Genomic DNA, 24,956 nt, shown 5'->3' with positions numbered 1-24,956 from the left:
AGGTCACTCATGATAGTTCAAACCCATTTTGTTAGCCCTATTGCCATATTATCAGCCATAAGCGTTGGCTTGATGTATTTGACAGGTTGTAGTGTTGCGCCCTCAACCGCCAAACCCGATAGCAATACTGTTACTATCCCTACTACTATTGCTACCACCCAAGCGAACACAGATACCCAAGCACTCACCACGCGCCCACTAGACAAGGCACTACAAAAATGCGCCAGCGAGTTTTTGGATAAAACCCAGCCGACAATGACCGCTAAGTTGTCGCAAAAAACCTACCCACTGTGCTTTAATGGCTTTGCGGTGATGTATTCGGGTGTCACCAAAACCCCTATTTGGGTCGCTGAGCATTTGACGCGACAACGAATAACGGCTGCCAAAACCTTGGTCAGAGAGGATAACTTTCATGAAGAAACTCGCCTGCCGACCGAGGTGCGTAGTCTATTAAGCGATTATACCCGTACCGGATTTGACAGAGGGCATTTAGCACCCAATGCTGATATGGCAAACCCGGACTCACAATTTGATAGCTTTAGTTTGGCAAATATCGCCCCACAAACGCCTGACAACAACCGTAAAACTTGGGTAAAAATTGAAACGCAAACTCGCAACCTGACCAACCAATACGGCTCAGCTTATGTGGTGACAGGGGTGGCGTTCTTAACACCGGAAGTCAAACGGCTAAAAAATCGCGTGTTGGTGCCATCGCATTTTTTTAAAGCGGTATATCTGCCATCACAACAGCAAGCGCTAGTATTTTTTAGCCCGAATGATGATAGCGGAACCGTTGAAAAAATTAGCCTAAGTACCCTTAAAAAACGCACCGGGGTAAATGCGTTTCCCAGTTTGCCGAGTAATGTAGCGACTATTTCACCATAACCAAAATCAGTAACAGCAAATCAGTAATTAAACAGGGGAAAAAGATGAGTGCTTTTAAACCATTTCAAAATGATAGCCAAAGCGTGGGATTGGGCGAATTTACCCTTGAGAATCAAGGAGAGCAAGTCAATCTCTATGGCAGTGCGACGTTTACGTTGGATAAACAAAGTTTAGCCACGGCAAAACAATTGCAAGATGTATTGAGCCAAATCATTGCGTATTTAGAAGCCCATGAAGCACAAACGGTGGAAAAATCTACCACGCAACAGCAGCAAGCGTCGCACGTGGACGAAGTGAATAACCCTTTTTTATGAATAAAAAAAGCGCAAATCAAACAATTTGCGTTTTTTATGGGTCAACTATTTATTGGTAAAGTAGGCATCAAGCTATGCATTAAAACTGATAGTTAAAGCCAATTTTAGTTTTGCTATCGACACGGTTATCAACCAGTGGGCTGTCTTTTTGCTCATCGCTCAAATACTCTAAATGCTGACTGATAAACGCACTCCAGCGTGGCGAAATGGCGTAACTGGCACTGACATTCACATAGGGGGTAATGCTACTATCAGCGTTATAAGCTTTTATCCCGGTGCGTCGCGATTCTTGCTCAGAAACACCAAAGTAGTAGTTGTTGTACTTGTCATTGTACCACTGCAGTCCTAACTCAGGATAAATGGTGATTTTATCATCCATTGCCTTAAATCTGCTCAAATGCGCCACTTTTGCGCTAGTACCATCACTGCGGCCTAACGCATCAGTTTCCACTTGCGCTTTAAAGCCACCATACGGGGTAATGCGCATATAGCTAGTGCCCACCATAGCAGACCATTTACGCTCATCGAGTCCTTTTAACGCCGCTGTGCTCGCATCGTCTGGATCAAATGAACGGCTATCGTAGCTTGCGGTCAATCGCCATTCGTTTTGTGCATCTTTGTAGGGATAATAACCCGCTTCACTGCCTTCAATATAGAGTCGATTGTTGTCATAAAATGCCTGTGGCATGATCGTAACATCATTGTCCTTATCGTACGCATAATGATTGATAGACGCGTTTAACCCCAGTTTAAAGCGGGCATTGGTATCCACTGGCATAGAGGCTGCGTGGGCAAGTGTTGTGCCCAACATACTGGCAAGTACCAGACAAGGCGCGAAAAAGTGTTTCATAAAAACATCCTGTGAGAGTGGGTCATACAAAAAAGTGCTGACAGGCGTAAAGCGTAGAAAATAACAACCGATTTGCCTGTGAACCATACAGCAAGGTGATAAATTTATTATGGCATAAAAAGGTCAGCGCAAATAGTTGAATTTAAAGGTGCGATAGATGAAATCCAAGCCAGCATAAATCCTTGAGCTACCTTGAGAACACCATTAAAATGTTATAATATAACATTTTTAATATTCTCAATACTTAATTTGGCGACCCAGCATGATAAACGCATTGATTAACAAATATGCTTTTTTTAGCCGACCTTTTTTGCTACTAAGGCTACTAAAAACCCCCACGATTGCAGGGGTGACATTGACGCTGAGCCTATTGGGGGGATTAACAGGCTGCCAAAAACAAACTGACAATCCATCAACCTCAAAGCAATCAGCCTCAAATCAATCCCCATCAAATAGCTCAGCTACAACAGTCTCATCAAACACCGTTATTGATAGCCAATTACCCACCGTGTATGCCACCACCAATGTGTGGGGTTCGGTGGCTAAAGCGGTCGGGGGTGATAAAGTCAATGTGATTGTGGGGGTCGATGATTTATCACAAGATCCGCATGATTATCAAGCCACAGCGACCGACAAGCTTAATGTCACTAAATCTGCTGTCATGCTGGTCAACGGTGGCGGATATGATGATTGGGGTATAAGCTTAGCTGAGTCGGTAAGTCATAAACCTGTGCTGATTAATGCCGTCGCACTTTCAGGGCTGTCGCCTAACACGGACAATGCGGCAGATGAGCCTGCCAGTGAACAACACCAACACGACACTCAACACGAAATAAAAACCGCTGATCCGCAGCCATCAGATCATCCTCACGTGCCCAGTGAAGGGCATAGCGAAGTACATAGTCACTCGCACGGTGACTTCAATGAGCACGTGTTTTTCTCCCTCGATACAGCAAAAAAAGTGGCTGAAGCGGTCAACAAGCAATTGGCTGCAACATCGCCTGCCAATCAAGCAATTTATGCGAAAAATACCCAGCAATTCATCCAGCAAATTGATGCGCTTAAAGTCAAAGCCCAACAAATCGGACAGCGAAAAGCCATCACTGCCTTTGCTACTGAGCCCGTCATTGGTTATTTGCTAGCCGATATGGGCATCAAGGATGTGACGCCAAAAGCCTATGTCGTGCAATCAGAGACGGATGCAGGGGTGTCGGTCAAAGTGCTCAATGACAGCAAAAGCCTGCTGAGCAATAAACAAGTCGGCTTGTTGGTGGTCAATGCCCAGACCGAGGATGCTACCTCAAAGCAACTAATCACATTGGCGAAGGCATCAACAGTCCCAGTTGTGGCGGTCTATGAAACCTTTCCCGATGGCGTGACAAGCTATACGCAATTTATTGAAAAAACCCTGGATGATTTTGCGGTCGCGACGCGCTAATTTTAAGCAGCCTAAAAATTTTAGATTACCAATTAACGCATTTGGGGAAAAATTTGCGTTAATTGGTATAGTATTGACTGGTTATCCCTTATAATGCTTAATTTTTTGCAATGTCATATTGCCAATCAACCATCCTTGCCTTTAGCATGTTGCCGTTAGGATGAAGAAGTAGCCACCATGCCCATGTCAACCACCAAAATAGCCAATAGCGAGCGGCAGTTTGCGCAGGCTATTCATTGCCAATCGTTTGTCAAACTGCCACAGTCACAGCAAATCATTTTGCAAGTCAAAGATGCCAGTATGCACTTTGGGCAACGTCTGCTATGGCAGGATGTCAATTTTTCGATTTTATCCGGTGAATTTGTGGCATTGCTCGGCGCTAACGGTACAGGCAAGACGACATTGCTGCGAAGTTTACTCAAACTTGTGCCACTATCAAGTGGTTCAATCACGCTTGGCAAAGATATTCGAGTGGGCTATGTGCCTCAGCTCAAAGACTTTGCGCCAAAACTACCGATTCGGGGTAGGGACTTGGTGCAGCTAGGGCTAGATGGGGAAAATTATTTGTTTGGTCTATTTAGCCCCAAAAAAACCTTGGGCAGTTTTTGGCAGACAGCAAAACAAAAAAAATATTTGGTGGATAAAGCCATTGCGGAAGTTGGCGGTGAGTCATTTTGTGATGCGCCGCTTACCATGCTCTCGGGTGGTGAGCAGCAGCGCATGCGTATCGCCCAAGCCTTGGTCGCTGAGCCTGATGTTTTGTTGATGGATGAGCCGCTACTGAGTCTTGATGTGGCAAGCCAGTATGTGGTCAGTGATATTTTAGCCCATCGCAAACAGGCGCATCATACCGCGATTTTGATGATTAGCCATGAACTCGAGCCGATTATACCTTTGGTAGATAAAGTACTGCGCCTTGAAAATTCGACTGCCAACCTCGGTGGTGTCGACTTAATCAATCGATTTCGCTAATTTATTTGCTTCAATCAAAAACAAGTCATCACATTCGATGGTTTTTTAACTTTTGGAATTTACATGCTGCTCACGACTTGGCTACATACCATCATTAATTTTGATAACTTTGCTGAGCTGTTGCCCTTGGTATCAACGTCCATCGTGGCCGCGGTATTGTTGGGTGTGATGGCGGGATTCATTGGACCGATGGTACAGGCACGGGATATGGCGTTTGCCGTGCATGGGACAGCAGAGCTGTCGTTTGCAGGGGCGGCGTGTGCCTTATGGTTAGGGTCTTCAGTGACGCTAGGTGCGGTCATTGGGGCGGTGACGGCTGGCATGGTGCTGGGGGTCATGGGGATTGATAGCAAAAACCGCAACTCAGTGGTGGGTATTTTGTTGCCATTCGGGCTTGGGCTGGGGGTATTATTTTTATCCTTGTATCAAGGTCGCTCCTCCAATAAATTTGGCTTATTAACCGGGCAAATTGTTGCAATCACGCCCGCTGAATTACAGTCGATGTTAGTGGTTGCGGTGATTGTACTGTCAATCATTGCCATATTTGGTCAGCGCATGTTATTTGCCGCAGTTGATCCGCAAGTTGCCCAAGCGCAGCATTTGAATTTAACATTTTTATCCTTGCTGTTTATGTTTGCACTGAGTCTTGTGGTGGCGGTGAGTGTGCAGTTTGTCGGTGCATTGCTGCTATTATCATTACTCATCACGCCTGCCGCAGCGGCGAGTCAAGTGACAGCTAGACCCATCTATGTCTATTTGTTGTCCATGCTGTTTGCCATCATCGCTGGGGTCGGCGGGATATTACTATCGTTAGGACCTGGACTGCCGATTTCACCTTATATCACTACCATTTCATTTGTGATTTATTTAAGCTGCTGGGGAATTGGCTACCTACGAAAAAAAGCAGGGTGGAACAAACGCTTAGCTGCAAACTTTTCTTAATCAACAGGGTATAAAAAAAGCGCAAATGGTATCAATTTGCGCTGTTTGTATCTTAGTGTGTATTAAAGTTTAAACTTTAAACTTCAGCCAGGCTAGTAGGGGCATCGATGGTTTGAATCACGCCACCGCCTAGACAAATATCACCGTCATAAAATACACAAGACTGACCCGGTGTCACCGCACGCTGTGGCTCGTCAAAAACCACCTTTATGGTGTCACCCGTTTCATCAAGGGCAAAAACTGTACAAGCTTGATCGGGCTGACGATAGCGCGTTTTGGCGGTACAGCGATAACCTTGGGCGGTAAATAGTTGGGTGGGTGCATCAACCACCCAGTCAAGCTTATAAGCGGTCAATTCGGTGGATTGTAACATCGGATGGTCATGCCCTTGACCGACAATCAGGCGATTATTATCCAAGTCTTTGTGTAACACAAACCAAGGCGCCTCATCTCTATCTTTGACCCCACCAATACCAATACCGCCACGTTGACCAAGTGTGTAATACATTAAGCCATCATGGGTGCCGATTTTTTTGCCATCATCGGTATAGATATCGCCTTTTTGAGCGGGCAGATACTGCTGTAAAAAGTCTTTAAAGCGTCGCTCGCCGATAAAGCAAATGCCCGTAGAGTCTTTTTTCTTCGCAGTTGCTAAATCGTATTGCTCGGCAATACGGCGTACTTCAGGTTTTTCTAACTCACCCACAGGGAACAAGGTTTTGGCGATTTTATCGCCTGCCACCGCGTGTAGAAAATAGCTTTGGTCTTTATTGTTATCAAGTCCGCGCAGTAGTGGCGCTTTGCCAGTTTCATCACTAAAACCGCGGCGCGCATAGTGACCGGTGGCAATATAATCCGCCCCCAAGGTTAGCGCATAATCCAAAAAGGCTTTAAACTTGACTTCTTTGTTGCATAAAATATCAGGATTTGGGGTGCGACCGGCGCTATATTCCGCCAAAAAATGCTCAAATACGCGATCCCAATATTCCATGGCAAAGTTGGCGGTATGCAGTTTAATGCCGATTTTATCCGCCACCGCTTGCGCATCGGCAAGGTCAGCCATGGCGGTACAATACTCAGTACCGTCATCTTCTTCCCAGTTTTTCATAAACAAGCCTTCAACATCAAAGCCCGCTTGTTTGAGCAAAACGGCGGTGACAGAAGAATCAACGCCCCCTGACATTCCCACAATGACGCGGGTTTGGGCAGGCTTGGCAATATCAGATAAATTAACAGCAGTTGAATAAGTCATAATGTTTAAAAGTGCCAAAAGGGTTATTATAGCAAATTTATTGCTTGTTAAAAATCAATAAACCTGCCACAATACCGTCATCGGATGAGCCGATATCGAAAAAACTCAACTTATTCTCGTAAGTTGGGTTTTTTAATGCGCAAATTATATTGATTGATTTTTTCAAATTCACTGATTGGCTTTAATAGATAAAGCGACATTGTAAATTCAGAAATATTCTCTATATAACCTTTACTGATAAAAAATTTGGGGGTGGTATGCGTTGGATATTTCTGACCGTCATTGTATTGTTGTTTGAATTGTTTACTTATGGGGCGGGGCGGGGGCTGCAGTGGTGGGCAGGGTCTTGGTTGTCCGAGCGGTCTTCTCGCTATTTGATGATTAGTCTATTTGTGATAAGTAATGCGTTATTGGTATTTGGCATCGCACGCTTGACGAGCTTTGGGCTCAAGCTGTCTATGACTTGGCTGACTATTTTGTGGTTTGTCATCATGTCGATGGCGGCGGTGGGCATTATCAATTTGGTGTTGATGAAAGTTGCCCCGCAATTTTTTAATTCCGTGAGTTATCAAATCTATGGACAGCGCATTTTGTTGCCGCTCGTGTTTTTTGGCATGGTATTGATGGGTATTTATAATGCTTATACACCCACCATTCGTCATATCACCTTGACTGCCAATCAGCCACTTGCCAAACCGATTCGCATTGGGATGGTTTCAGACTTGCATTTGGGTCTAATGGTCGGTGAGCGGCAAATTAATCGATTAACTGAGATGGTAAAAGCACAGAACGTGCAACTACTGTTGATGCCTGGCGATATCATGGATGATAATGTTGACTATTATACCTCGCAAAATATGCAGCCAGCACTGCAGCAACTAGCAAATGCAGTGCCAATGGGCGCGTATGCCACGCTAGGTAATCATGATATGTATGGGCATGAAGGCGAGATTCGCGATGCGATCAAAAAAGCCAATATCACCTTATTGGCAGATGACAAAGTGTTGGTTGATAACCAGCTTTGGTTGGTAGGACGACTGGATAATCATGCCACATATCGTAAAGCGACCAAGGACTTAATGCCGTCAACTACCGAGAAGCCGATAATTTTACTTGACCATGAGCCCAATGAGATTGAACAAAACGTACAATTACCGATTGATTTGCAAGTGTCTGGACATACCCATAATGGGCAAATATTTCCTGCCAATTTTATTGTCAAATTTATCAATCGTTTGGGTTACGGCTATGAACGTATCAACAATACTGATGTGATTGTAAGCTCGGGCTATGGTTTTTGGGGGGTACCGTTTCGGCTAGGCTCGCAAGCGGAGCTTTGGGTAATTGATTTGGTCGGTAAAAAATCCTAAATTTTTTAAGCGCGCTTTAACTCATCTTTAATGAGCACATTGAGGCTACTGCGGATTATGATGATGGCAGATTATGGCGATGACAGATTATTGCCATGAAAGACTATTGTATAGACGCTGTCTGCATCATCAGTTGTATATTGCTACGAATATCCTCGAGTGACATTTGCTGGTCTTGCTGCAGGCAGTAACTTAAATTATTTAATATAATCCCTGCATACGTATGCCCTTGAAAATCCAAGTCGCCTGGGCGTCCATGGCGCTTGGCATGCTCAATATAATTTTGTTTGATTAACGCATACATGTCATCATATAAATGAATGTTGGGGGTTTTGATTTGCCAAAAAGCCAGTATGCGTTGTTTTTGCGCATGAATAAACGCCCAAAATTGTTCCAAACACATCAGTAAATTCTCTTGACTGGCGACACTAAAGCGTTCAGTTAAAAACTTCTCATACACTTGGCGAAAATTACTCACCATTTTCTCTGCCAGCGCCTCTTTACTGGCGTAATGACGATAAAAGGTTGAGCGATTGATCGCTGCCGTATCTAAAATATCTTGGACAGTGATGGCGCGGTAAGGTTTCTGCTGCAGTAATGCCAGAAAAGCTTGCTCGATATGTTGTTCAGTCTTAATGACCCGTAAATCATTTTGGTTCATCGCTTATTAGTATCCTTACGCGCTTTATCTTACGCTTTATGTCTTAGCCTTTAAATTTTAGCAATCGCATGATTGGCACAAAATTTTTATAATAAACAACATTATCTGCCTAACTGTATCCTTATGCAACATTTATGTTTTATTTGATGCTTGATGGCTGTTTACGATAGTTTTATATTGCCACCTATTCAGCATAAATGACATAATCAAGCTATTTTCTATGATAAATCCGTCTGCCTGCCGTCGGATTTTTTAGATTTTGTAAATCAAGGTTTGCGATAAGCACAAAAAAATGGCTGAAGCCACGCTGACTGGGGTTGAAAATATTCTGCTAATAGACGTAATATCTAGGCAAAGCAAACGCAGTTTAATTTCAACCTGCTAAAATGTTACTATCGTCAAGTACATAGATAACTTTGGTTACAAAATATAATTTAACCGCAATTTTATAATTCGACTTATAATAATCCATCTTATCAAATTGCGTCGTTAATTTATGAGTAAAGCACATGCTAAAAGCTCGGTTCCTGCACTGACATTAGGGGCAATCGGGGTCGTTTATGGCGATATCGGTACCAGTGTACTGTATTCAGTCAAAGAAGTTTTTAATTCTGGTCATGTCGCCTTTAACGTTGCCAATATCTATGGTGTGCTGTCATTATTTGTATGGACGATTACCATCATCGTCAGCCTCAAGTACATCTCGTTGGTGCTACGTGCCGACAATAAAGGGGAAGGCGGTCTGATTGCGATGCTCGCCTTGGCATCAAGCGCGGTGAAACATCGCCCAAAATTGCACGCAATCATCATGACCATGGGAATATTTGGTACCTGCTTGTTTTATGGCGATGGGGTGATTACCCCATCCATCTCGGTGCTATCGGCAGTAGAAGGTTTGACAGTGGTATCGCCACGGCTGCATAGTGTGGTAATTCCTGCAACGCTGACCATTTTGTTCATACTGTTTTTTGTGCAAAAATTTGGTACCAAAGGTATCGGCAAGCTGTTTGGACCTGTGATGGTGCTATGGTTTTTGTTGATTGCTGGCATTGGGGTTTATCATATCCAGCACAATGTCGAAATCTTGCAAGCCATCAATCCCATCTATGCTTATCAGTTTGTGATGACCAATCCAACACTCGCCTTTATCATTTTGGGGGCAGTTGTCCTGTGTGTGACAGGCGGTGAAGCCTTGTATGCCGATATGGGGCATTTTGGCAAAAAACCGATTCGTATCGCTTGGTTTTCCATTGTCATGCCTGCCTTGCTGCTCAATTATTTTGGTCAAGGCGCATTTTTACTCGCCAATCCTGATGGCAAATCCAATCCCTTCTTTTTGATGATTCCAGATGCCATGCGTATCCCCATGGTAGTGATGGCAACCTTAGCGACAGTGATTGCGTCACAAGCGCTGATTTCTGGGGCGTTTAGTATCACCAAACAAGCGGTGCAACTTGGCTTTTTACCGCGTATGCGTATTGTGTATACCAATGTCAAAGAAGTGGGTCAGATCTATATCCCAGCGATTAACTGGGGCTTGTTTATCGCCATTGCGTTTGCTGTGGTGATGTTTAAATCATCGGGTGCGTTAGCGGCCGCTTATGGTATTGCGGTTTGTACGGATATGCTGATTACCACGATATTGACCTTCTTTGTGATTCGCTATGCGTGGAAATACCCTTTGCTACTGTGTATTGCCGCGACCTCATTGTTTTTTGTGGTGGATTTCTTGTTTTGGGCGTCAAATCTGCTGAAGCTCCTCAAGGGCGGTTGGTTCCCATTGTTGTTAGGGGGCGTCATGTTTGTGCTCATGATGACTTGGCGAGATGGGCGTAACTTGGTGAGAATTGCCCATACCACAAGACAAATTAACTTAAAAAATTTCTTGGATGACTTGTTTGGTAGTTTTACCAATAAACGCTTACAAATAGCTTTGGAGTCGACGCAAGGCAAATTAGAAAAGTTGACCCAAGATATTGAAAACGCGCCACTTGAGAATATCCAAGAGCTGCAAAATCAGCAAGCGTTACTGCAAGAGAAAATCTTAATCAATCAGCGCTGCCAAGTGCTTTTTGAAAATATCAAAAAAATCAAAGGTATTGCCGTGTTTATGGTCTCTGAAGTCGATATCGTACCTGTGGCGCTGAAACAAAACTTAAAGCACAATAAATGCTTGCATGAGTACAATATCTTTGTCACCGTTAATACCTTAGAAACCCCTTGGGTGGGTCTCAGCAAACGTAGTGAAGTGACCTATTTGGGACACAATTGCTGGAAGGTGGTGCTCAATTTTGGCTTTAAAAATGACCCTGATGTCCCAGACTCGCTCAAACACATTCAGCAATTTAACTTTGATTTCGACCCTGCCAAGGTAAGTTATTTCTTATCCCATGAGGCAGTGGTGGCATCTGAGAGCATCAAAGGTATGGCATTATGGCGTGAAAAATTGTTTGCCCATATGCACCGTAATGCTGGTACCGCGGCTGAGTTTCTAAAACTCCCTAGCAACAATGTGGTAGAAATGGGCGCCAAAGTAGAAATTTAAATGCCCAACATAAAAAGACCATTATCCTTCGATAGTGGCTTTTTTATTCTGCTTTTATGCTTGATTGAAACTTAGTCTGTTTCAAACGCTTGATTCAGCGAGGCTTCGACGGCATCAATCCGCGCTTGGCATACTTTATAGGCGTCGATGGACTCGGCTACAATAGTCATCAGCGCGTCGATGTTGGGTTCTTGGCTATTTTGCAAGAGTTGTGCATTTACTTTTAATACCTCATAGGCGCTTTTAAAATCGGTTGGCTCGGTCATGGTTATTCCTGTTGATGGATAAGTCAGTTTTTTGGGTGTTTGGCATTGACAGTGGCTTGTAGATAGCCATCTTGTAGTTCAATGGTTAGGGTTGAATTGGGTTCAACTTGGGCAATCGAAGTCATCACCGTACTTGATGCAGGATGCGAGGTTCTGATAATCGCATAGCCACGGGTTAATACAGTTGACGGATGCTGTAACAATGTCATCTCACGCAGTTGATTGGTCGATTGACGAGCCGTGGTGATTTGCTGATAGGCAAGTTGGCGAATCTGTACAAATTGGTTGTCCATGGCAAGTTTAGCGGCAGATAATTGTCGCTGCGCTGCTGATTGTATCTTGGCAAATTGTTGTTCGCTATCACGGCGTGCCTGTAAGATGTTAGACTTAGCAATTTGCTCAATGGTCAAAAAATGTTGTTTGGCACCCTGGGTAATAGTGAGCAAATGATTGCGAATGCCTGCGATAACCTTGGATGGGGTATCAAAACTTTGATGTGCAACTTCATCTAGCATGACACGGTCGCGCTCATGACCAATGCCGACCCATACCGGTATCGGCTGCTCCGCCACCAGCGCGGCAAGTTCGTAATCATTGAGATACGCCAAATCACCCACCGCGCCACCACCCCGGATAATCACTATCAAATCTGCGGTAATATGCTGCTTGCTCAGATTTTTCATGCCTTTAATGATGGCTTGGCGGATGTCTTCAGGGGCGTTATTGCCTTGAAAGGTGGCATGCTCATAATGAAAAATACAAGCCCCTGTGCTGGCGAGTCTATCGGCATCCGCGCGAAAATCGCCTAGCCCTGCAGCTTTTTCAGGGGCGATGACGAGCACATGCTCAATATCAAACGGCATGGGGAGCGATTTATTGAGATCGATCAGCCCTTCTTCATGCAGTCTGGTTAAAATCATTTGGTATTGCTTTGCCAAATCGCCCAATGTGTAGGTGGGGTCGATATCGACGATGTTTAGCGAAAAGCCATATTGGGCATGGAACGTGGCTGAGACTTTGAGCAATACATTCAATCCTCGCTCAAGGCTCATGCCAGTGTTTTTTTCAAACTTTGACAGTATTTTGGCTGCTTGACCACGCCATAGCGTGCCGCGGCAGCTGGCAGTGACTTTGCCCTCCATATCTTTATCCGCCAATTCAAAATAATAGTGACCGCCTTTGGCTGACAGACTACGGATTTCAGCTTTCACCCAAACCGTATGGGCAAACGTTTCACTAATCACCAACTGCACAGCGGATAGATAATCGGTCAATGACAATACCGTATCGCTTAATGCCTGTTGCAGTTGGCTATCGCGATCTTGAGTGGCTAATTGTTCGCTAAAGTCATCATCGTTTAAGTTATCAACACTTAAGTTATCAACACTGCCACGCTTTGCCGTTGCTTTATTGTCATGTTCATCATCGTCAAGCAGCGCCAAAAATACGTCATCAGCCTGATTTAATGAGGTGGTTTGCAAATCCAGTCGTGCGAGCTGCGCTTCAATTGATTTGATAACGGTTTTGGAAGCTTTTGCCATGGCGGATTCTTGATAATTAAAAATAAAATTGTAGGGGAAAATGATAACGCTGACAATGTGACATTTGTGATTTAGGTGTGATTCAGGTTGCTAAATTTTTGATTTTAAATATTACATTATATTTTATGATGTAATATTCAGAAGTGGAATATGGATAAAGAATAATATTGTTTTTGCTTGACGATGATTTTTTATAAAATAGAATCAATTTAAACTTTTATAGATTGATTTTTATACATTGAGATGAGGGGTGACCATGATGACTGTTAATTTTCAAAAAAAAACTAATGTTCAATACAAAACCGTAGCCGTGCTATCGAGTCTGGCGTTATTAGGCGTGAGCCTAGCGGGCTGTTCACGTGCGCCTACCCAGCAAGACCAACAAGCCGCTTCAGGTCAAGCCGCTACGCAATCAAATGCAGGTGCGAGCGATAAAGGCGGTATTAAACTGCTCAATGTCTCCTATGACGTCGCGCGTGACTTTTATAAAAGCTACAATCCACTGTTTATCAAAGAATACGAAGCCAAAAACAGCGGCAAAACCGTTGATATCCAGCAATCGCATGGCGGCTCTAGTAAACAAGCGCTAGCGGTTGCCAACGGTCTACAAGCGGATGTAGTGAGTATGAACCAAGGCTCAGATGTAGAGCTGTTGGTGAAAAAAGGCTTGGTAGCGCAAGATTGGCAAAGCCAATTGCCAAACCAAGCAGTCCCTTATACCAGTGCCATCGTGTTTTTGGTGCGTAAAGACAACCCAAAACAAATCAAAGACTGGTCTGATTTGGCAAAACCAGGCGTACAAATCGTACTTGCCAACCCAAAAACCACAGGTAATGGGCGTTATGCCTTCTTAGGCGCGTATGGCTATGGCTTACATAGTTTTAATAAAGATGAAAGCAAAACCAAAAACTTTGTCAAAGCGTTGCTCAAAAACGTGCCGGTGTATGAAAATGGTGGGCGTGCGGCGACGACCACGTTCTTACAACGTCAAATTGGCGATGTGTTAGTCACCTTTGAAAATGAAGCCAATCTCGCGGTTAAACAGTTTGGTAAAGGCGATGTGCAAATTGTCTATCCAAGCTACACCATATCAGCAGAAAACCCTGTGGCGATTGTCAAATCAGTGACCGATAAAAAAGGCACGAACGACGCAGCGAAAGCGTATCTTGATTATTTATGGAGCGAGCCTGCCCAGCAATTGGCGGCAGATTTATACCTGCGCCCAAGCGACGCGGCGGTACTGGCTAAAAATCAAGATAAATTACCCGCGCTTACCACCTTTAGTCCGAATGCCGAATTTGGTAGCTGGACGGATATCATGACCAAATACTTCAAAGATGGGGGTGTCTTTGATCAACTAGCCAGCCCGACGAGCACCATAGCATCGGCACCTGCAGCAAAATAGTTCGCTGTTTTTATCTAACAAAACCAGAGTTCGGCTCTGGTTTTTTATTCTAGCTAAGAATATTTAAAGCGCATAAATATAGTTTGGAAAATCCAAGTGAGATGGTACTATAGCCGTGCTTAAGATTTTAGGTACAGAGCTTTTTGTATCTTTATTTTTGAATTTTTATTTTTTAGGGCTTACGCAAAGACGACCGAAGGCGAGCGTAACTGCTCACGCAAATAATCACTGAGTAAACCCCTTTTAACCTGATATAAAGATTGTTTTAACCGTTTAGCTTGTCTGGCTAACTGCAGCCAAACCAGCATACAACAACAAATATGATTCCGCTGAATACGAGCCTTACGACACTGATTAGCTTCAATACCAGTGAGTTGTTTAAGTTCTCGGTGAAACTGCTCAATCTTCCAGCGGATGGCACACACCAATCGTGTGCCATCTGATGAATCCTGATTGGTGTCATTGGTGACAATCCAGTCCGTGCGGTTTTCATTAACCACTACTCGGAACAGTTGCACTTTGTAATCTTTAGGAAAGGCATGTATTTTAATCAGTTTGCCATTTTGTTGCTCTTGGTCAGTCCAAGTTAATTCGTTGACTGCTTTGTAAGGGTTTACTCCTTTTGAATCATCGACTTTGCGATTGGATTTTAAAGGACAATAATAGATTTTTTGTAAGTTATCAATATACAGCATAATGTCTTTGGTGGCATACCATGTATCCATGAGCACATATTTGAATTTAATTTGTTTGTGTTCAATACTGTGCTGTAGCATGTCTTTTAGATGGTCAAGTTTGCTTTTGCCATCGGTGGTTTTGTCATAAATACGGTAATCAATGAGCCAGTATTGTTCGGTCTTTGGATTGACATAGATACAGTTAACGATGCAGATGCCTTTAATAATGCGATGGGCGTTGCCACTGTATTGGCGATTAACCAATTCGATTTTGTGACTATGATTTTTATCGAGTATGCTGTCATCAAAGATAAGATAGCCATCGTCGTCTAATACGATGTCGTCTTTGACTTTTTCCCATACGAGCTTGGGTTTTAGTTTGTCATGACGTAGGTATCGATTGATGCGGTCATGACTAATTGATTCAGGATGATGTTCTGCGTAGTTGGTAAGGGTGTAATTGGTTTGGCTTACCAGTAAATATTGACAGTAGTCTAGGCGGGTGATAGCTTTTTTCTTCATCTCTTTATGCTATAGTGAAAACTGAATTATATCGAACAGGGTCGTTCGTGGTAGGCCTGTCGAACCATAACGACCGTTACCCTTAGACAAGCTCAGGGCAAACGGTGCTTACTATAATTTAGGATTGACTATACTATATTTTTATCCGCTTTCGCAAAATTTTATGCTTTTTGCGTAAGTCCTATTTTTGTATGTTTATTATTTTAAATTCTGACGTTGCCTACCGATTATTAGTAAAGGAAGCCCTGCATGGCAAGCATCAATGCTAACCATCAAGCCGATTTAACATCAAACAATCAGCCTAAAACACCCAATTCACCCTTAAAACGCAATAAAAAGCGCCATATCATGCCGTTTTTTAATTTGAGTTTGGGCATCAGTGTGTTGGCGTTGTCGATTATCGTGCTGTTGCCATTTGTGGCAATGGTAATGACGACCGCCGATATTGGCGTGGCAGGGTTTATCAAAACCATTGCCGAGCCGCGCGTCAAGGCGGCGATTGAACTGTCGCTAAAAATGTCATTGCTAGCGACATTGACCAATTTGGTGTTTGGTACGCTGATTGCATGGGTGTTGGTGCGCTATGAGTTTTGGGGAAAGTCGATTTTAAATGCGCTGGTGGATTTGCCTTTTGCCTTGCCAACGGCAGTAATGGGTATTTCGCTAGCAACGTTATATGCACCCAATGGGTTAATCGGGCAGTTTTTTGCGCCATTCGGCATTAAAATTGCTTTTACCCCTATTGGTATTTGGTTGGCGCTGATTGTGGTAAGTTTGCCGTTTATTGTGCGTGCGGTGCAACCTGTGCTTGCGGAGCTGTCGCCAGAATATGAAGAGGCGGCATCGGTGCTGGGCGCTGGGAGACTGACAACTTTTAGACGGGTCATCTTGCCAGAGTTGTATCCTGCCTTGCTGATGGGCTCAGGCATGATGTTTGCGCGGGCGACGGGAGAGTATGGCTCGGTGATTTTTATTGCGGGTAATTTACCGATGAAATCTGAGATTTTACCGTTAATCATTATTGGTAAGCTTGAAAGCTTTGATGTGCAAGGGGCTGCCGCGGTTGCTTTGTTTATGTTGATGATTTCGTTTGTGATTTTATTTGCCATTAATGCCTTGCAGTGGCTATTTACCAAACGTATGGGCGGGGCAAGTGTATGATAGATAGTAGCCAATATCCTTACCAAACCCAAGCCGCAACCCGTGAGCCGACATGGCTACGTTATACGTTAATTGGCATTGCGGTGGCGTTTATGACGCTGATGCTAGTGATTCCGCTGATATCGGTGTTTTATGAAGCATTAAAATCTGGCTGGCAGTTGTATGTGGCTGCCTTGACCGATCACGAGGCATTATCGGCTATCAAGCTTACCTTGATTACGGCGCTGATTGTGGTGCCGATTAATACGGTGATTGGGATTGCATTAGCCTGGCTATTAACCCGATTTGATTTTAAAGGTAAACAATTCCTCACCACGCTGCTAGATTTGCCATTTTCGGTGTCACCCGTGGTCGCAGGCTTGATGTTTGTGGCACTACTGGGCGCCAATACTTGGCTTGGCGGCTGGCTAGAATACTTTGGTTTTCAGGTGATTTTTGCCATTCCCGGTATCGTGCTTGCCACCATGTTTGTGACTTTTCCATTCGTGGCGCGTGAAGTGATTCCGCTGATGCAGTCGCAAGGCAGTAGTGAAGAGCAAGCGGCATTAACACTCGGTGCGTCAGGCTGGCAAATGTTTTGGCGGGTGACGCTGCCCAATATCAAATGGGCATTGCTATACGGTATTATTTTGACCAATGCCCGGGCGATGGGTGAGTTTGGCGCGGTGAGTGTGGTCTCAGGTCATATCCGCGGTGAAACCAATACCATGCCGCTATTGGTTGAGATTGCCTACAATGAATACAACATGACGGCGGCGTTTGCGTTGTCGAGTTTGTTGGCGTTGTTGGCACTCGTTACCTTAATCGTGCAGCAGGCGTTGACTAAACGTCAGTCTGGCAATGATGAATAACATTGCTGCAATTTAAAAAGTAAAAAGTTAAGAGAATACCATGAGTATTGAAATCCGTGATATCACCAAACAGTTTGGTCGCTTTACTGCACTACAACCGATTAATTTAACCGTACCAACGGGCAAATTAACCTCACTCTTGGGACCTTCAGGCTGTGGTAAGACTACCTTACTGCGCATCATCGCAGGGCTTGAGCTTGCCGATACGGGACGTATTTTGTTTGATGGTGAAGATGTAACCGATGTGCCTGTGCAGCAGCGTCATATCGGCTTTATGTTCCAGCATTACGCGTTATTTCGCCATATGACCGTGTTTGATAACGTGGCGTTTGGCTTGACCGTCATGCCAAAAAATAAACGCTTAAGCAACGCGGAAATCAGCAAAAAGGTCAATTATCTGCTGGAGCTGGTGCAACTATCCCAAACCGCAAAAAAATACCCGCATCAACTCTCAGGCGGTCAGCGTCAGCGTATCGCATTGGCGCGTGCGTTAGCGGTAGAGCCAAAGCTGTTGTTACTTGATGAGCCATTTGGCGCACTCGATGCCAAGGTGCGTAAAGAATTACGTGCTTGGCTGCGCTCAATTCATCATGAGCTCGGTGTCACCAGTATTTTAGTGACCCATGACCAAGAAGAAGCGGCAGAATTATCCGATGAAATTGTGGTGATGAACCAAGGTCAAATCGTGCAAATTGGGGATTATGAGACGCTAGTCAATCATCCCTCGAATCATTTTGTTGCCAATTTTCTGCAAGATTCGCACGTCGAATATGTGATTTAGCTTAGTTAAATTTAGCCTTAATTAAATTTAGCTTAGTTAAGCAATAAAAGAAGAAGCCGCGTGCTTCTTTTTTTTGCTAATTTTTTTGCTAAAGGTTGAATAAAAAAAGGGTATTATGACATACCCTTTTTATCGATGGATTATCTTATCGAGGGATAAGCGTTAAACTGCGCAATAATTATTTTGCAGAGTGACCTGTTAGCTCCACTTTATGTTTTTGATGATCTTCTAAGCCTTCATAGTAGTTACGAAGTACCGCTAACACTTCTGGACGGCTGAAGTTATCAGGCACGTCTTCACCTTCCGATAAGGCTTTACGCAATTTGGTACCTGAGACTTTGACATGATGGCTGGCATCGTGTGGGCAAGTTTTGGTCGATGCCATCGAGTCACAAGCGTCACACCAGAATGTCCAGTCAATTTTTAACGGTTGGGTGATTAAATCATTCGGTTTGAGCGTATCAAAAATATGCTGCGCATCAAATGCGCCATAGTAATCACCGACGCCTGCATGATCACGACCGACAATCAAATGGCTACAGCCGTAGTTTTGACGGAATAAGGCATGTAATAACGCTTCACGCGGACCTGCATAGCGCATATCCAGTGGATAGCCTGCTTGGATGACGGTGTCTTTACGGAAATAATGGTCGATTAATGTACCAATCGCTTCTTGGCGTACGTCTGCCGGAATATCCCCAGGTTTTAATGCGCCAAGCAAGGAATGAATGAGTACGCCATCACAGATTTCAATGGCGATTTTGGCAAGGTATTCATGTGAGCGGTGCATCGGGTTGCGGGTTTGGAAGGCAGCGACGGTTTTCCAGCCATTTTGAGTAAAGATGTCACGGGTTTGTGCCGGGGTGAGGTAAATATCACCATATTTGCTCGGAAATTCGCCTTCGCTCAACACCACCACATCGCCGGCTAGGTTGACATCACCTTGTGCCATTACCATGGCAACGCCTGGATGCTCAAGCTCTGTGGTGCCAAAGACGGTTTGGCATTCGTGCGCTTTGTCAATGCGGTATTTTTCGCTTAAGGTCAAAATTCCCATGATTTCGCCTTGATATTCAAGCGCAATGTCATCGCCTGGGTTTAGCGTATCGGCGGTGGCAGTATCGGTCGATAGGGTAATAGGAATGGGCCAAAACACGCCCGCATTGTCACCGGTGGTTAAATGCATATTGTCACATACGCTTTGCCAGTCTGCTTGGTTCATAAAACCATCTAGCGGGGTAAAGCCGCCAATACCGAGCATAATCAAATCACCGGCTTCACGGGAGCTGATTTGGATTTTTGGGAGATTTTTGGCTTTTTGCTGGGCAGCGGTTAGCGCATCGCCTTTAAGTAATTTTTCTTTTAATGTGTCACTACCGTGCGGTGGTACTAGTTGGCTTAGAGAATGGAGAGTTGAAGTGGCGCTTTGGCTCATCGGATTTCCTATATTAGCGGGTCAAAATTAACGTGTCAAAAAAACAGACGGTTCAAAAAAATTAAGGTAGCGTATAATAGAATATTGCAGTTCGCAATAATAAATGCAGTAACTCGATATATTTATGTAAAAATGGAATTTACTAAATACCCCTTGGGCATTTATGATAGGCAGGTTAAAATTTCACCCAGTTGAAATGGCTGCAACAGCTAAAAGTTTTAAATTTAATTTGTAATTAGAATTTGTCTTAGTGACATAGGAATCCGCATGTATAAATACAACGCAATTGACCAACAATTGGTAGACGATCGGGTCGAGCAGTTTCGCGACCAAACCCGACGTTTTTTGGCTGGCGAGCTCAGTGAAGAAGCATACTTGCCATTACGCCTGATGAACGGTCTATATATTCAGCGTCATGCGCCGATGCTTCGCGTGGCGATTCCTTATGGTCTGCTTGCGACGTATCAACTGCGTAAACTTGCCGACATCAGCGAAAAATACGACCGTGGCTATGGTCATATTACCACCCGTACCAATATGCAATTTAACTGGCCAAAATTAGAAGAAGTGCCCGATATTTTGGCAGAACTGGCATCGGTACAAATGCATGCGATTCAAACCTCGGGCAACTGTATCCGCAATACCACCACCGACCAGTTTGCCGGTGTGACGGCTGATGAAATCGCCGATCCGCGCCCATATTGTGAAATCATTCGTCAATGGTCAACGTTTCACCCAGAATTTACCTATTTACCGCGTAAATTTAAAATTGCGGTCATCGGTACTCGCTCAGACCGTGCAGCGACCCAGCTGCATGACATTGGCTTGCATGTGGTCAAAAATGACGCAGGCGACATCGGTTTTGAAGTGATGGTGGGCGGTGGTCTAGGTCGCACCCCTGTGATTGGCAAAGTGATTCGTCCGTTTTTACCTGAACGCCATTTACTCTCTTATTTAGATGCCATCTTACGTATCTACAACCAATACGGTCGCCGTGACAACAAATATAAAGCCCGTATCAAGATTTTGGTTGAAAGTATGGGCGCCGAAGCGTTTTCACGAATCGTGGAAGAAGATTGGGAAAAACATAATAAAGACGGTGCGTTAACATTGACAGCTGAGCAAATCGAACACGCCAAAACCTACTTTCCACCGCCAGCGTACCAAACATTCAGCCAACAACAATTACAAGCTAGCCAAGACAAACTATCTGCCCAGTTTGAAGATAGCGAGTTTGTACGTTGGTTTAACCAAAATACCCGCGAGCATAAAGTCAAAGGCTATCATGTGGTGATTATCTCACTCAAACACTTTATGCAAGACACGGGCGATATCACCGCTACCCAAATGCGCGTGGTGGCTGATTTGGCGGACAAATACAGCTTTGGTGAAGTGCGCGGCACCCATCATCAAAACTTGGTGCTCACGGACGTCAAACTTGAAGAAGTATATGAGGTCTATCAGGTGCTCAAACAATACGACCTTGCCCGCCCAAATATTGGCTTATTGACGGATATTATCTCATGTCCAGGCTTTGACTATTGCTCATTGGCCAATGCTAGCACCTTAAATATCGTCAACCAAGTCAACCAATATTTCCAAGACGCAGATTTTGTTCATGATATTGGTGAAATTCGCCTAAATATGTCAGGCTGTATGAATGCCTGTGCGCATCACCATGTCGCAGATATCGGTATTTTGGGCGTAGATAAAAAAGGCGAGCATTGGTACCAAATTTCGCTCGGTGGTAGCTCGGGTCAAAACGCCAAATTAGGCGATATTTTGGGGAAATCCGTGCCTGTCGATGCGGTTGCGGCGACAGTGGATGATATCCTGCAAGTCTATCTTAAATATCGCCAAGCGGCGGATACCGATTTTGGTAGTGAAACATTTGCCGAAGTTGTTGATCGTATCGGCATTGAGCCATTTAAAGAGTATGTATATCGTGACAAATCAGAACAGCCGGTGGAGGGATAAGCCATGGCACTCATTAACCAAAGCCAAGTGATTGATAATGTAAAGTCAGTGAGCGTGAGTATTCATGAGCAAAAAATCGCGCATATCGATCCATCCCAGTATGCCTCAGATATCACTGAAATTTTGGTGGACTATCGCCCTGTCGAATTTAGCGAAAAAAATCCGCCAAAACCGCAGTTAGAAGCGGATGATTTGGTAGCGCTGTCCCATCGATTGGGCGATAAAAAACTGGGTATTATTTTATCGGGTGCCAGTGATTATCAATTTTTGCACCAGGACTTTGCCAAAGTGATGCCGCTACTGTCCGTGATTGTAATTGATTTTCATGGTTTTCGTGATGGACGCGGTTATAGCCTAGCGCAAAAAATCCAACTACACCCCAGTTATAACCCCGCTATTGTGTTGCGCACTAGTGGTGATATATTGCCAGATACCTTGCAGCTACTTACCGAAGTTGGGTTTAGTGAGTTTGATATTGATGACAGTGATTTTAACCCCGGTTGGTTTGATTATTTTGTCGATATCAAACACCGTTATACAGGCCGCAGTGTGACGCAATTACCGATTTTTGCCAATTAATTGTTGAATGATGCTAAGATTAAGCGAATCTAAGGGTTCGCTTTTTTAATGTTAGCAAGTTGCTACGGTGTCGTTTCTAACTTCTTGTTTCTGCATTTCAAGTCAACTTGTTAATTCTAAATTTTCATAATAATATCATTAAAAATCATTTTTTAAACAGCGCATAATTGATTAGCATAGCGTATCCCAATTTTTCACCATAAAACATTAGGAAATCCAATGAGCAATAAATTAAATATCGACCTAGATAAAGCTAACGCAGAATTAAATGGCAAAACCGCAGAAGAAATCATTGCTTGGGCACTGGCACAAGGTAGTAATCCTATCATCACTACCAACTTTCGCCCTTACGAAGTGGTATTATTAGAGATGGTTGCCAAACAACGTCCTGATATCAAAGTATTGTTCGTCGATTCTGGCTACAACACTGAAGCGACTTATCGCCATGCGCAAGATTTGATTAAACGTCTAAATTTAAACGTGATTACCTACTTGCCGCAACAAACCGCAGCTTGGCGTGATGTCGAGTTCAACGGTGTACCTAGTGTGAATAACCCAGCGCACGCAAAATTCACTGAGCAAGTTAAACTTGAGCCATTTGGACGTGCGTTAAAAGAAATTGCCCCTGATGTGTGGATTAATGCGATTCGTAAAGACCAAACGGAATTTCGTCAATCGCTTGACGTATTGTCAGAAAGCAAAGACGGCGTGTTAAAAGTAGCGCCATTGTTCCATTGGTCAGAAGATGACTTAGAAGCTTACTTAAAAGAGCATGATTTGCCAAATGAACATGACTACTTTGACCCGACCAAAGTTGAAGAAAACCGTGAATGTGGTCTACATACACAATTATAATTTTTGATCGGCAGTATGTATGATAATGTTAAGCTGAACTTCGGTTCAGCTTAATTGTTCTTGTCACTATTGTTCTTGTCGCTATCTAATGTTGGGAATGTCTATGAATACCTTACCGCTATTTTTTAAATTAGAAAATCGCCCCGTACTCGTGGTTGGCGGTGGGGAAGTGGCACTGCGTAAAGCGGATTTGCTTGACAAAGCTGGTGCGACAATCACCTTTGTCGCACCCAGCTATGAGCCGAGACTCACCGCGCAATTTAGCGATTCTCGCCATCAATTGATTAACGATGTTTATCAGCAAAAATATTTGGATAAACAAACCATCGTCATTGCTTGTACCGATGATGAAACGGTGAATGCGCAGATTTTTCAAGACTGTGAAGATCGTTTTATCCCAGTCAATGTCGTCGATAATCCACCGCTATGTACCTTTATCTTTCCTGCCATCGTTGACCGCAATCCGATTACCATTGCGGTATCAAGTGCAGGTAAAGCACCAGTGCTGGCAAGACTGCTGCGCGCCAAAATCGAAACAGTCGTGCCACCGCAATATGGCGAATTGGCAGGGTTGGCAGGTAAATTTCGCGATAAAGTAAAAGCTGCATTGCCCAATGTGACAGCTAGACGCAAGTTTTGGGAGCAAGCGTTTGAAGGACAAGTGGCGGAATCGGTATTTGAGGGTAATTCAAATAGCCTAAGCAAAGCTGAAGCCCAACTTGAAATTTTGCTACAACAGCACGCCAACAACCAACCCACGAATAAAGCACAGCTTGGCAAAGTGTATATTGTGGGCGCAGGGGCGGGCGACCCTGATTTGCTCACCTTTAAAGCGCTACGATTGATGCAACAAGCGGATGTGGTATTTTATGATAATTTGGTTTCAGCGCAGATTCTCGATTTATGCAGGCGTGATGCCACCAAAATCTACGTCGGCAAAAAAGCCAGTGATCATGCCGTGGGGCAAGAAAAAATCAATGAGCTACTGATCGAACAGGCGCAGCAAGGACAGCGCGTGTTACGCCTCAAAGGCGGCGACCCGTATGTATTTGGGCGGGGCGGCGAAGAAGCCGAAGCGTTGGTCGCAGCTGGGATTGAGTTTGAAGTCGTGCCCGGGATTACTGCAGCCACCGCCGCAGCAAGCTGTGCCGGTATTCCATTGACTCACCGTGCGTATGCGCACTCTGTCAAGTTCGTCACCGCCTCTCTTAAGACGGATACCATCAATGAAGACTTTGCTAGCTGGCTTGATGATAACCAAACCGTGGTTTTTTATATGGGGTTAAAGCAGCTGGATAAACTGACGAGTGGTTTGATTAACGCAGGAAAAAATCCCAGTACACCGATTGCGATTGTGTCCAATGCCAGCTTGCCACATCAGCAAGTATTGACAGGCACGCTTGAGACCATCGTGGCAAAACAACGTGAGGCAAACTTGCCCGCCCCAGCGATTTTGATCATGGGCAATGTGGTTAAGCTACATCACAGACTTAATAAACTATCTTAATAAACTATAGCAATCTTTAATTGGTGGGGTATGGCAGTTAAAAAAGCTTGCAGATTGTGGTAAATACTTATAACTTAAATATCCGTTAGAAAAATTAACGAATGGGTCAGATAACAAAAATATTTTTGTCACAATTTAATATGACGTTTGTTGTGAAAGGATTTATGTAT

At 44.0% G+C, this 24,956-nt stretch carries 21 protein-coding genes and 1 pseudogene; 15 read left to right on the top strand and 7 right to left on the bottom strand.

The features are described from left to right. Positions 1–9 precede the first annotated feature (9 nt). On the top strand, positions 10–885 hold the full coding sequence (locus ACAM39_RS05895; protein ID WP_369626974.1) for a DNA/RNA non-specific endonuclease: 876 nt from the start codon (positions 10–12) through the stop codon (positions 883–885). Between the two features lie 44 nt (positions 886–929). Next, positions 930–1,199 (top strand): hypothetical protein, encoded by a 270-nt coding sequence (locus ACAM39_RS05890; protein WP_369626973.1) that lies wholly within the window; start codon positions 930–932, stop codon positions 1,197–1,199. 79 nt (positions 1,200–1,278) lie between these two features. On the opposite strand, the gene ACAM39_RS05885 is transcribed toward ACAM39_RS05890, so the two are convergent. Then, on the bottom strand, positions 1,279–2,049 hold the full coding sequence (locus ACAM39_RS05885; RefSeq protein WP_369626972.1) for a MipA/OmpV family protein: 771 nt from the start codon (positions 2,047–2,049) through the stop codon (positions 1,279–1,281). 262 nt (positions 2,050–2,311) lie between these two features. Here ACAM39_RS05885 and ACAM39_RS05880 point away from each other — a divergent pair, with 262 nt between their 5' ends. The 3 genes from ACAM39_RS05880 (at position 2,312) to ACAM39_RS05870 (ending at position 5,401) form a co-directional block, all read left to right on the top strand. Continuing rightward, positions 2,312–3,487 (top strand): metal ABC transporter solute-binding protein, Zn/Mn family, encoded by a 1,176-nt coding sequence (locus ACAM39_RS05880; protein ID WP_369626971.1) that lies wholly within the window; start codon positions 2,312–2,314, stop codon positions 3,485–3,487. A 177-nt stretch (positions 3,488–3,664) separates the two neighbouring features. Continuing rightward, entirely contained in the window at positions 3,665–4,459 is a 795-nt protein-coding gene (locus ACAM39_RS05875; RefSeq protein ID WP_369626970.1) for a metal ABC transporter ATP-binding protein, read from the top strand. A gap of 63 nt (positions 4,460–4,522) precedes the next feature. Further along, positions 4,523–5,401, top strand: a complete 879-nt coding sequence (locus ACAM39_RS05870; protein WP_369626969.1) for a metal ABC transporter permease — start codon at positions 4,523–4,525, stop codon at positions 5,399–5,401. A gap of 76 nt (positions 5,402–5,477) precedes the next feature. Here ACAM39_RS05870 and mnmA read toward each other — a convergent pair whose 3' ends face one another. Next, positions 5,478–6,653 (bottom strand): tRNA 2-thiouridine(34) synthase MnmA, encoded by a 1,176-nt coding sequence (gene mnmA, locus ACAM39_RS05865; RefSeq protein WP_369626968.1) that lies wholly within the window; start codon positions 6,651–6,653, stop codon positions 5,478–5,480. A 257-nt stretch (positions 6,654–6,910) separates the two neighbouring features. Between mnmA and ACAM39_RS05860 the strand changes: the two genes are divergently transcribed. Next, a complete protein-coding gene (locus ACAM39_RS05860) occupies positions 6,911–8,023 on the top strand; it encodes a metallophosphoesterase (protein WP_369626967.1) in 1,113 nt (370 codons plus the stop codon). Between the two features lie 103 nt (positions 8,024–8,126). Here the strand turns inward: ACAM39_RS05860 and ACAM39_RS05855 are convergent, their stop codons facing one another. Continuing rightward, positions 8,127–8,684, bottom strand: a complete 558-nt coding sequence (locus ACAM39_RS05855) for a TetR/AcrR family transcriptional regulator (protein WP_248145646.1) — start codon at positions 8,682–8,684, stop codon at positions 8,127–8,129. A gap of 496 nt (positions 8,685–9,180) precedes the next feature. On the opposite strand from ACAM39_RS05855, the gene ACAM39_RS05850 reads away from it, so the two are divergent. Continuing rightward, positions 9,181–11,229, top strand: coding sequence for a potassium transporter Kup (locus ACAM39_RS05850; RefSeq protein WP_369626966.1), 2,049 nt, complete (start codon positions 9,181–9,183; stop codon positions 11,227–11,229). Between the two features lie 71 nt (positions 11,230–11,300). On the opposite strand, the gene xseB is transcribed toward ACAM39_RS05850, so the two are convergent. Further along, positions 11,301–11,495, bottom strand: a complete 195-nt coding sequence (gene xseB / locus ACAM39_RS05845; RefSeq protein ID WP_309594699.1) for an exodeoxyribonuclease VII small subunit — start codon at positions 11,493–11,495, stop codon at positions 11,301–11,303. Between the two features lie 23 nt (positions 11,496–11,518). Next, positions 11,519–13,036 carry an exodeoxyribonuclease VII large subunit gene (gene xseA, locus ACAM39_RS05840; protein ID WP_369626965.1) on the bottom strand — a complete coding sequence of 506 codons (1,518 nt, stop codon included), beginning with the start codon at positions 13,034–13,036 and terminating at the stop codon, positions 11,519–11,521. Between the two features lie 256 nt (positions 13,037–13,292). On the opposite strand from xseA, the gene ACAM39_RS05835 reads away from it, so the two are divergent. After that, positions 13,293–14,441: a sulfate ABC transporter substrate-binding protein gene (locus tag ACAM39_RS05835; RefSeq protein WP_369626964.1), complete on the top strand. Its 1,149-nt coding sequence runs from the start codon at positions 13,293–13,295 to the stop codon at positions 14,439–14,441. A 179-nt stretch (positions 14,442–14,620) separates the two neighbouring features. Here ACAM39_RS05835 and ACAM39_RS05830 read toward each other — a convergent pair whose 3' ends face one another. Then, the gene (locus ACAM39_RS05830; protein WP_282841997.1) at positions 14,621–15,640 is read right to left on the bottom strand and encodes an IS701 family transposase; all 1,020 of its coding nucleotides are present in this window, start codon (positions 15,638–15,640) and stop codon (positions 14,621–14,623) included. A gap of 249 nt (positions 15,641–15,889) precedes the next feature. Here ACAM39_RS05830 and cysT point away from each other — a divergent pair, with 249 nt between their 5' ends. The 3 genes and pseudogenes from cysT to ACAM39_RS05815 form a co-directional block, all read left to right on the top strand. Beyond that, positions 15,890–16,801 carry a sulfate ABC transporter permease subunit CysT gene (gene cysT, locus ACAM39_RS05825; RefSeq protein WP_198001245.1) on the top strand — a complete coding sequence of 304 codons (912 nt, stop codon included), beginning with the start codon at positions 15,890–15,892 and terminating at the stop codon, positions 16,799–16,801. Beyond that, entirely contained in the window at positions 16,798–17,652 is an 855-nt protein-coding gene (cysW, locus tag ACAM39_RS05820; RefSeq protein WP_065263715.1) for a sulfate ABC transporter permease subunit CysW, read from the top strand. Before cysT ends, cysW begins: the two co-directional genes overlap by 4 nt. Positions 17,653–17,692: 40 nt before the next feature. Then, positions 17,693–18,403: pseudogene (locus tag ACAM39_RS05815) on the top strand (sulfate/molybdate ABC transporter ATP-binding protein); the annotation flags it as partial. Positions 18,404–18,611: 208 nt separating this feature from the next. Here the strand turns inward: ACAM39_RS05815 and sat are convergent. Beyond that, positions 18,612–19,868, bottom strand: coding sequence for a sulfate adenylyltransferase (gene sat / locus ACAM39_RS05810; protein WP_312523665.1), 1,257 nt, complete (start codon positions 19,866–19,868; stop codon positions 18,612–18,614). 267 nt (positions 19,869–20,135) lie between these two features. Here sat and ACAM39_RS05805 point away from each other — a divergent pair, with 267 nt between their 5' ends. The 4 genes from ACAM39_RS05805 (at position 20,136) to cysG (ending at position 24,786) form a co-directional block, all read left to right on the top strand. Next, positions 20,136–21,845 carry a nitrite/sulfite reductase gene (locus tag ACAM39_RS05805; protein ID WP_369626963.1) on the top strand — a complete coding sequence of 570 codons (1,710 nt, stop codon included), beginning with the start codon at positions 20,136–20,138 and terminating at the stop codon, positions 21,843–21,845. 3 nt (positions 21,846–21,848) lie between these two features. Continuing rightward, on the top strand, positions 21,849–22,424 hold the full coding sequence (locus tag ACAM39_RS05800) for a DUF934 domain-containing protein (RefSeq protein WP_369626962.1): 576 nt from the start codon (positions 21,849–21,851) through the stop codon (positions 22,422–22,424). A 219-nt stretch (positions 22,425–22,643) separates the two neighbouring features. Beyond that, complete coding sequence (locus ACAM39_RS05795; RefSeq protein ID WP_159676330.1) at positions 22,644–23,279, top strand: phosphoadenosine phosphosulfate reductase domain-containing protein; 636 nt, start codon at positions 22,644–22,646, stop codon at positions 23,277–23,279. Between the two features lie 103 nt (positions 23,280–23,382). Then, positions 23,383–24,786, top strand: coding sequence for a siroheme synthase CysG (gene cysG, locus ACAM39_RS05790; RefSeq protein WP_369626961.1), 1,404 nt, complete (start codon positions 23,383–23,385; stop codon positions 24,784–24,786). The last annotated feature ends 170 nt before the right edge of the window (positions 24,787–24,956 follow it).

Source organism: Moraxella sp. K02, from assembly GCF_041154755.1.
GTDB lineage: Bacteria > Pseudomonadota > Gammaproteobacteria > Pseudomonadales > Moraxellaceae > Faucicola.
Note: the sequence above shows the minus strand (reverse complement) of the source record. Positions and strands in the feature narration are given on the sequence as shown.

Coding starts and splice junctions, on each gene's coding strand:
- ACAM39_RS05835 (WP_369626964.1), top strand. CDS start 13,293: ATGATGACTGTTAATTTTCAAAAAAAAACTAATGTTCAATACAAAACC.
- ACAM39_RS05890 (WP_369626973.1), top strand. CDS start 930: ATGAGTGCTTTTAAACCATTTCAAAATGATAGCCAAAGCGTGGGATTG.
- ACAM39_RS05805 (WP_369626963.1), top strand. CDS start 20,136: ATGTATAAATACAACGCAATTGACCAACAATTGGTAGACGATCGGGTC.
- ACAM39_RS05855 (WP_248145646.1), bottom strand. CDS start 8,684: ATGAACCAAAATGATTTACGGGTCATTAAGACTGAACAACATATCGAG.
- ACAM39_RS05795 (WP_159676330.1), top strand. CDS start 22,644: ATGAGCAATAAATTAAATATCGACCTAGATAAAGCTAACGCAGAATTA.
- ACAM39_RS05800 (WP_369626962.1), top strand. CDS start 21,849: ATGGCACTCATTAACCAAAGCCAAGTGATTGATAATGTAAAGTCAGTG.
- cysW (WP_065263715.1), top strand. CDS start 16,798: ATGATAGATAGTAGCCAATATCCTTACCAAACCCAAGCCGCAACCCGT.
- mnmA (WP_369626968.1), bottom strand. CDS start 6,653: ATGACTTATTCAACTGCTGTTAATTTATCTGATATTGCCAAGCCTGCC.
- xseB (WP_309594699.1), bottom strand. CDS start 11,495: ATGACCGAGCCAACCGATTTTAAAAGCGCCTATGAGGTATTAAAAGTA.
- ACAM39_RS05895 (WP_369626974.1), top strand. CDS start 10: ATGATAGTTCAAACCCATTTTGTTAGCCCTATTGCCATATTATCAGCC.
- ACAM39_RS05870 (WP_369626969.1), top strand. CDS start 4,523: ATGCTGCTCACGACTTGGCTACATACCATCATTAATTTTGATAACTTT.
- cysT (WP_198001245.1), top strand. CDS start 15,890: ATGGCAAGCATCAATGCTAACCATCAAGCCGATTTAACATCAAACAAT.
- ACAM39_RS05850 (WP_369626966.1), top strand. CDS start 9,181: ATGAGTAAAGCACATGCTAAAAGCTCGGTTCCTGCACTGACATTAGGG.
- ACAM39_RS05885 (WP_369626972.1), bottom strand. CDS start 2,049: ATGAAACACTTTTTCGCGCCTTGTCTGGTACTTGCCAGTATGTTGGGC.
- ACAM39_RS05875 (WP_369626970.1), top strand. CDS start 3,665: ATGCCCATGTCAACCACCAAAATAGCCAATAGCGAGCGGCAGTTTGCG.
- ACAM39_RS05880 (WP_369626971.1), top strand. CDS start 2,312: ATGATAAACGCATTGATTAACAAATATGCTTTTTTTAGCCGACCTTTT.
- xseA (WP_369626965.1), bottom strand. CDS start 13,036: ATGGCAAAAGCTTCCAAAACCGTTATCAAATCAATTGAAGCGCAGCTC.
- cysG (WP_369626961.1), top strand. CDS start 23,383: ATGAATACCTTACCGCTATTTTTTAAATTAGAAAATCGCCCCGTACTC.
- ACAM39_RS05860 (WP_369626967.1), top strand. CDS start 6,911: ATGCGTTGGATATTTCTGACCGTCATTGTATTGTTGTTTGAATTGTTT.
- sat (WP_312523665.1), bottom strand. CDS start 19,868: ATGAGCCAAAGCGCCACTTCAACTCTCCATTCTCTAAGCCAACTAGTA.
- ACAM39_RS05830 (WP_282841997.1), bottom strand. CDS start 15,640: ATGAAGAAAAAAGCTATCACCCGCCTAGACTACTGTCAATATTTACTG.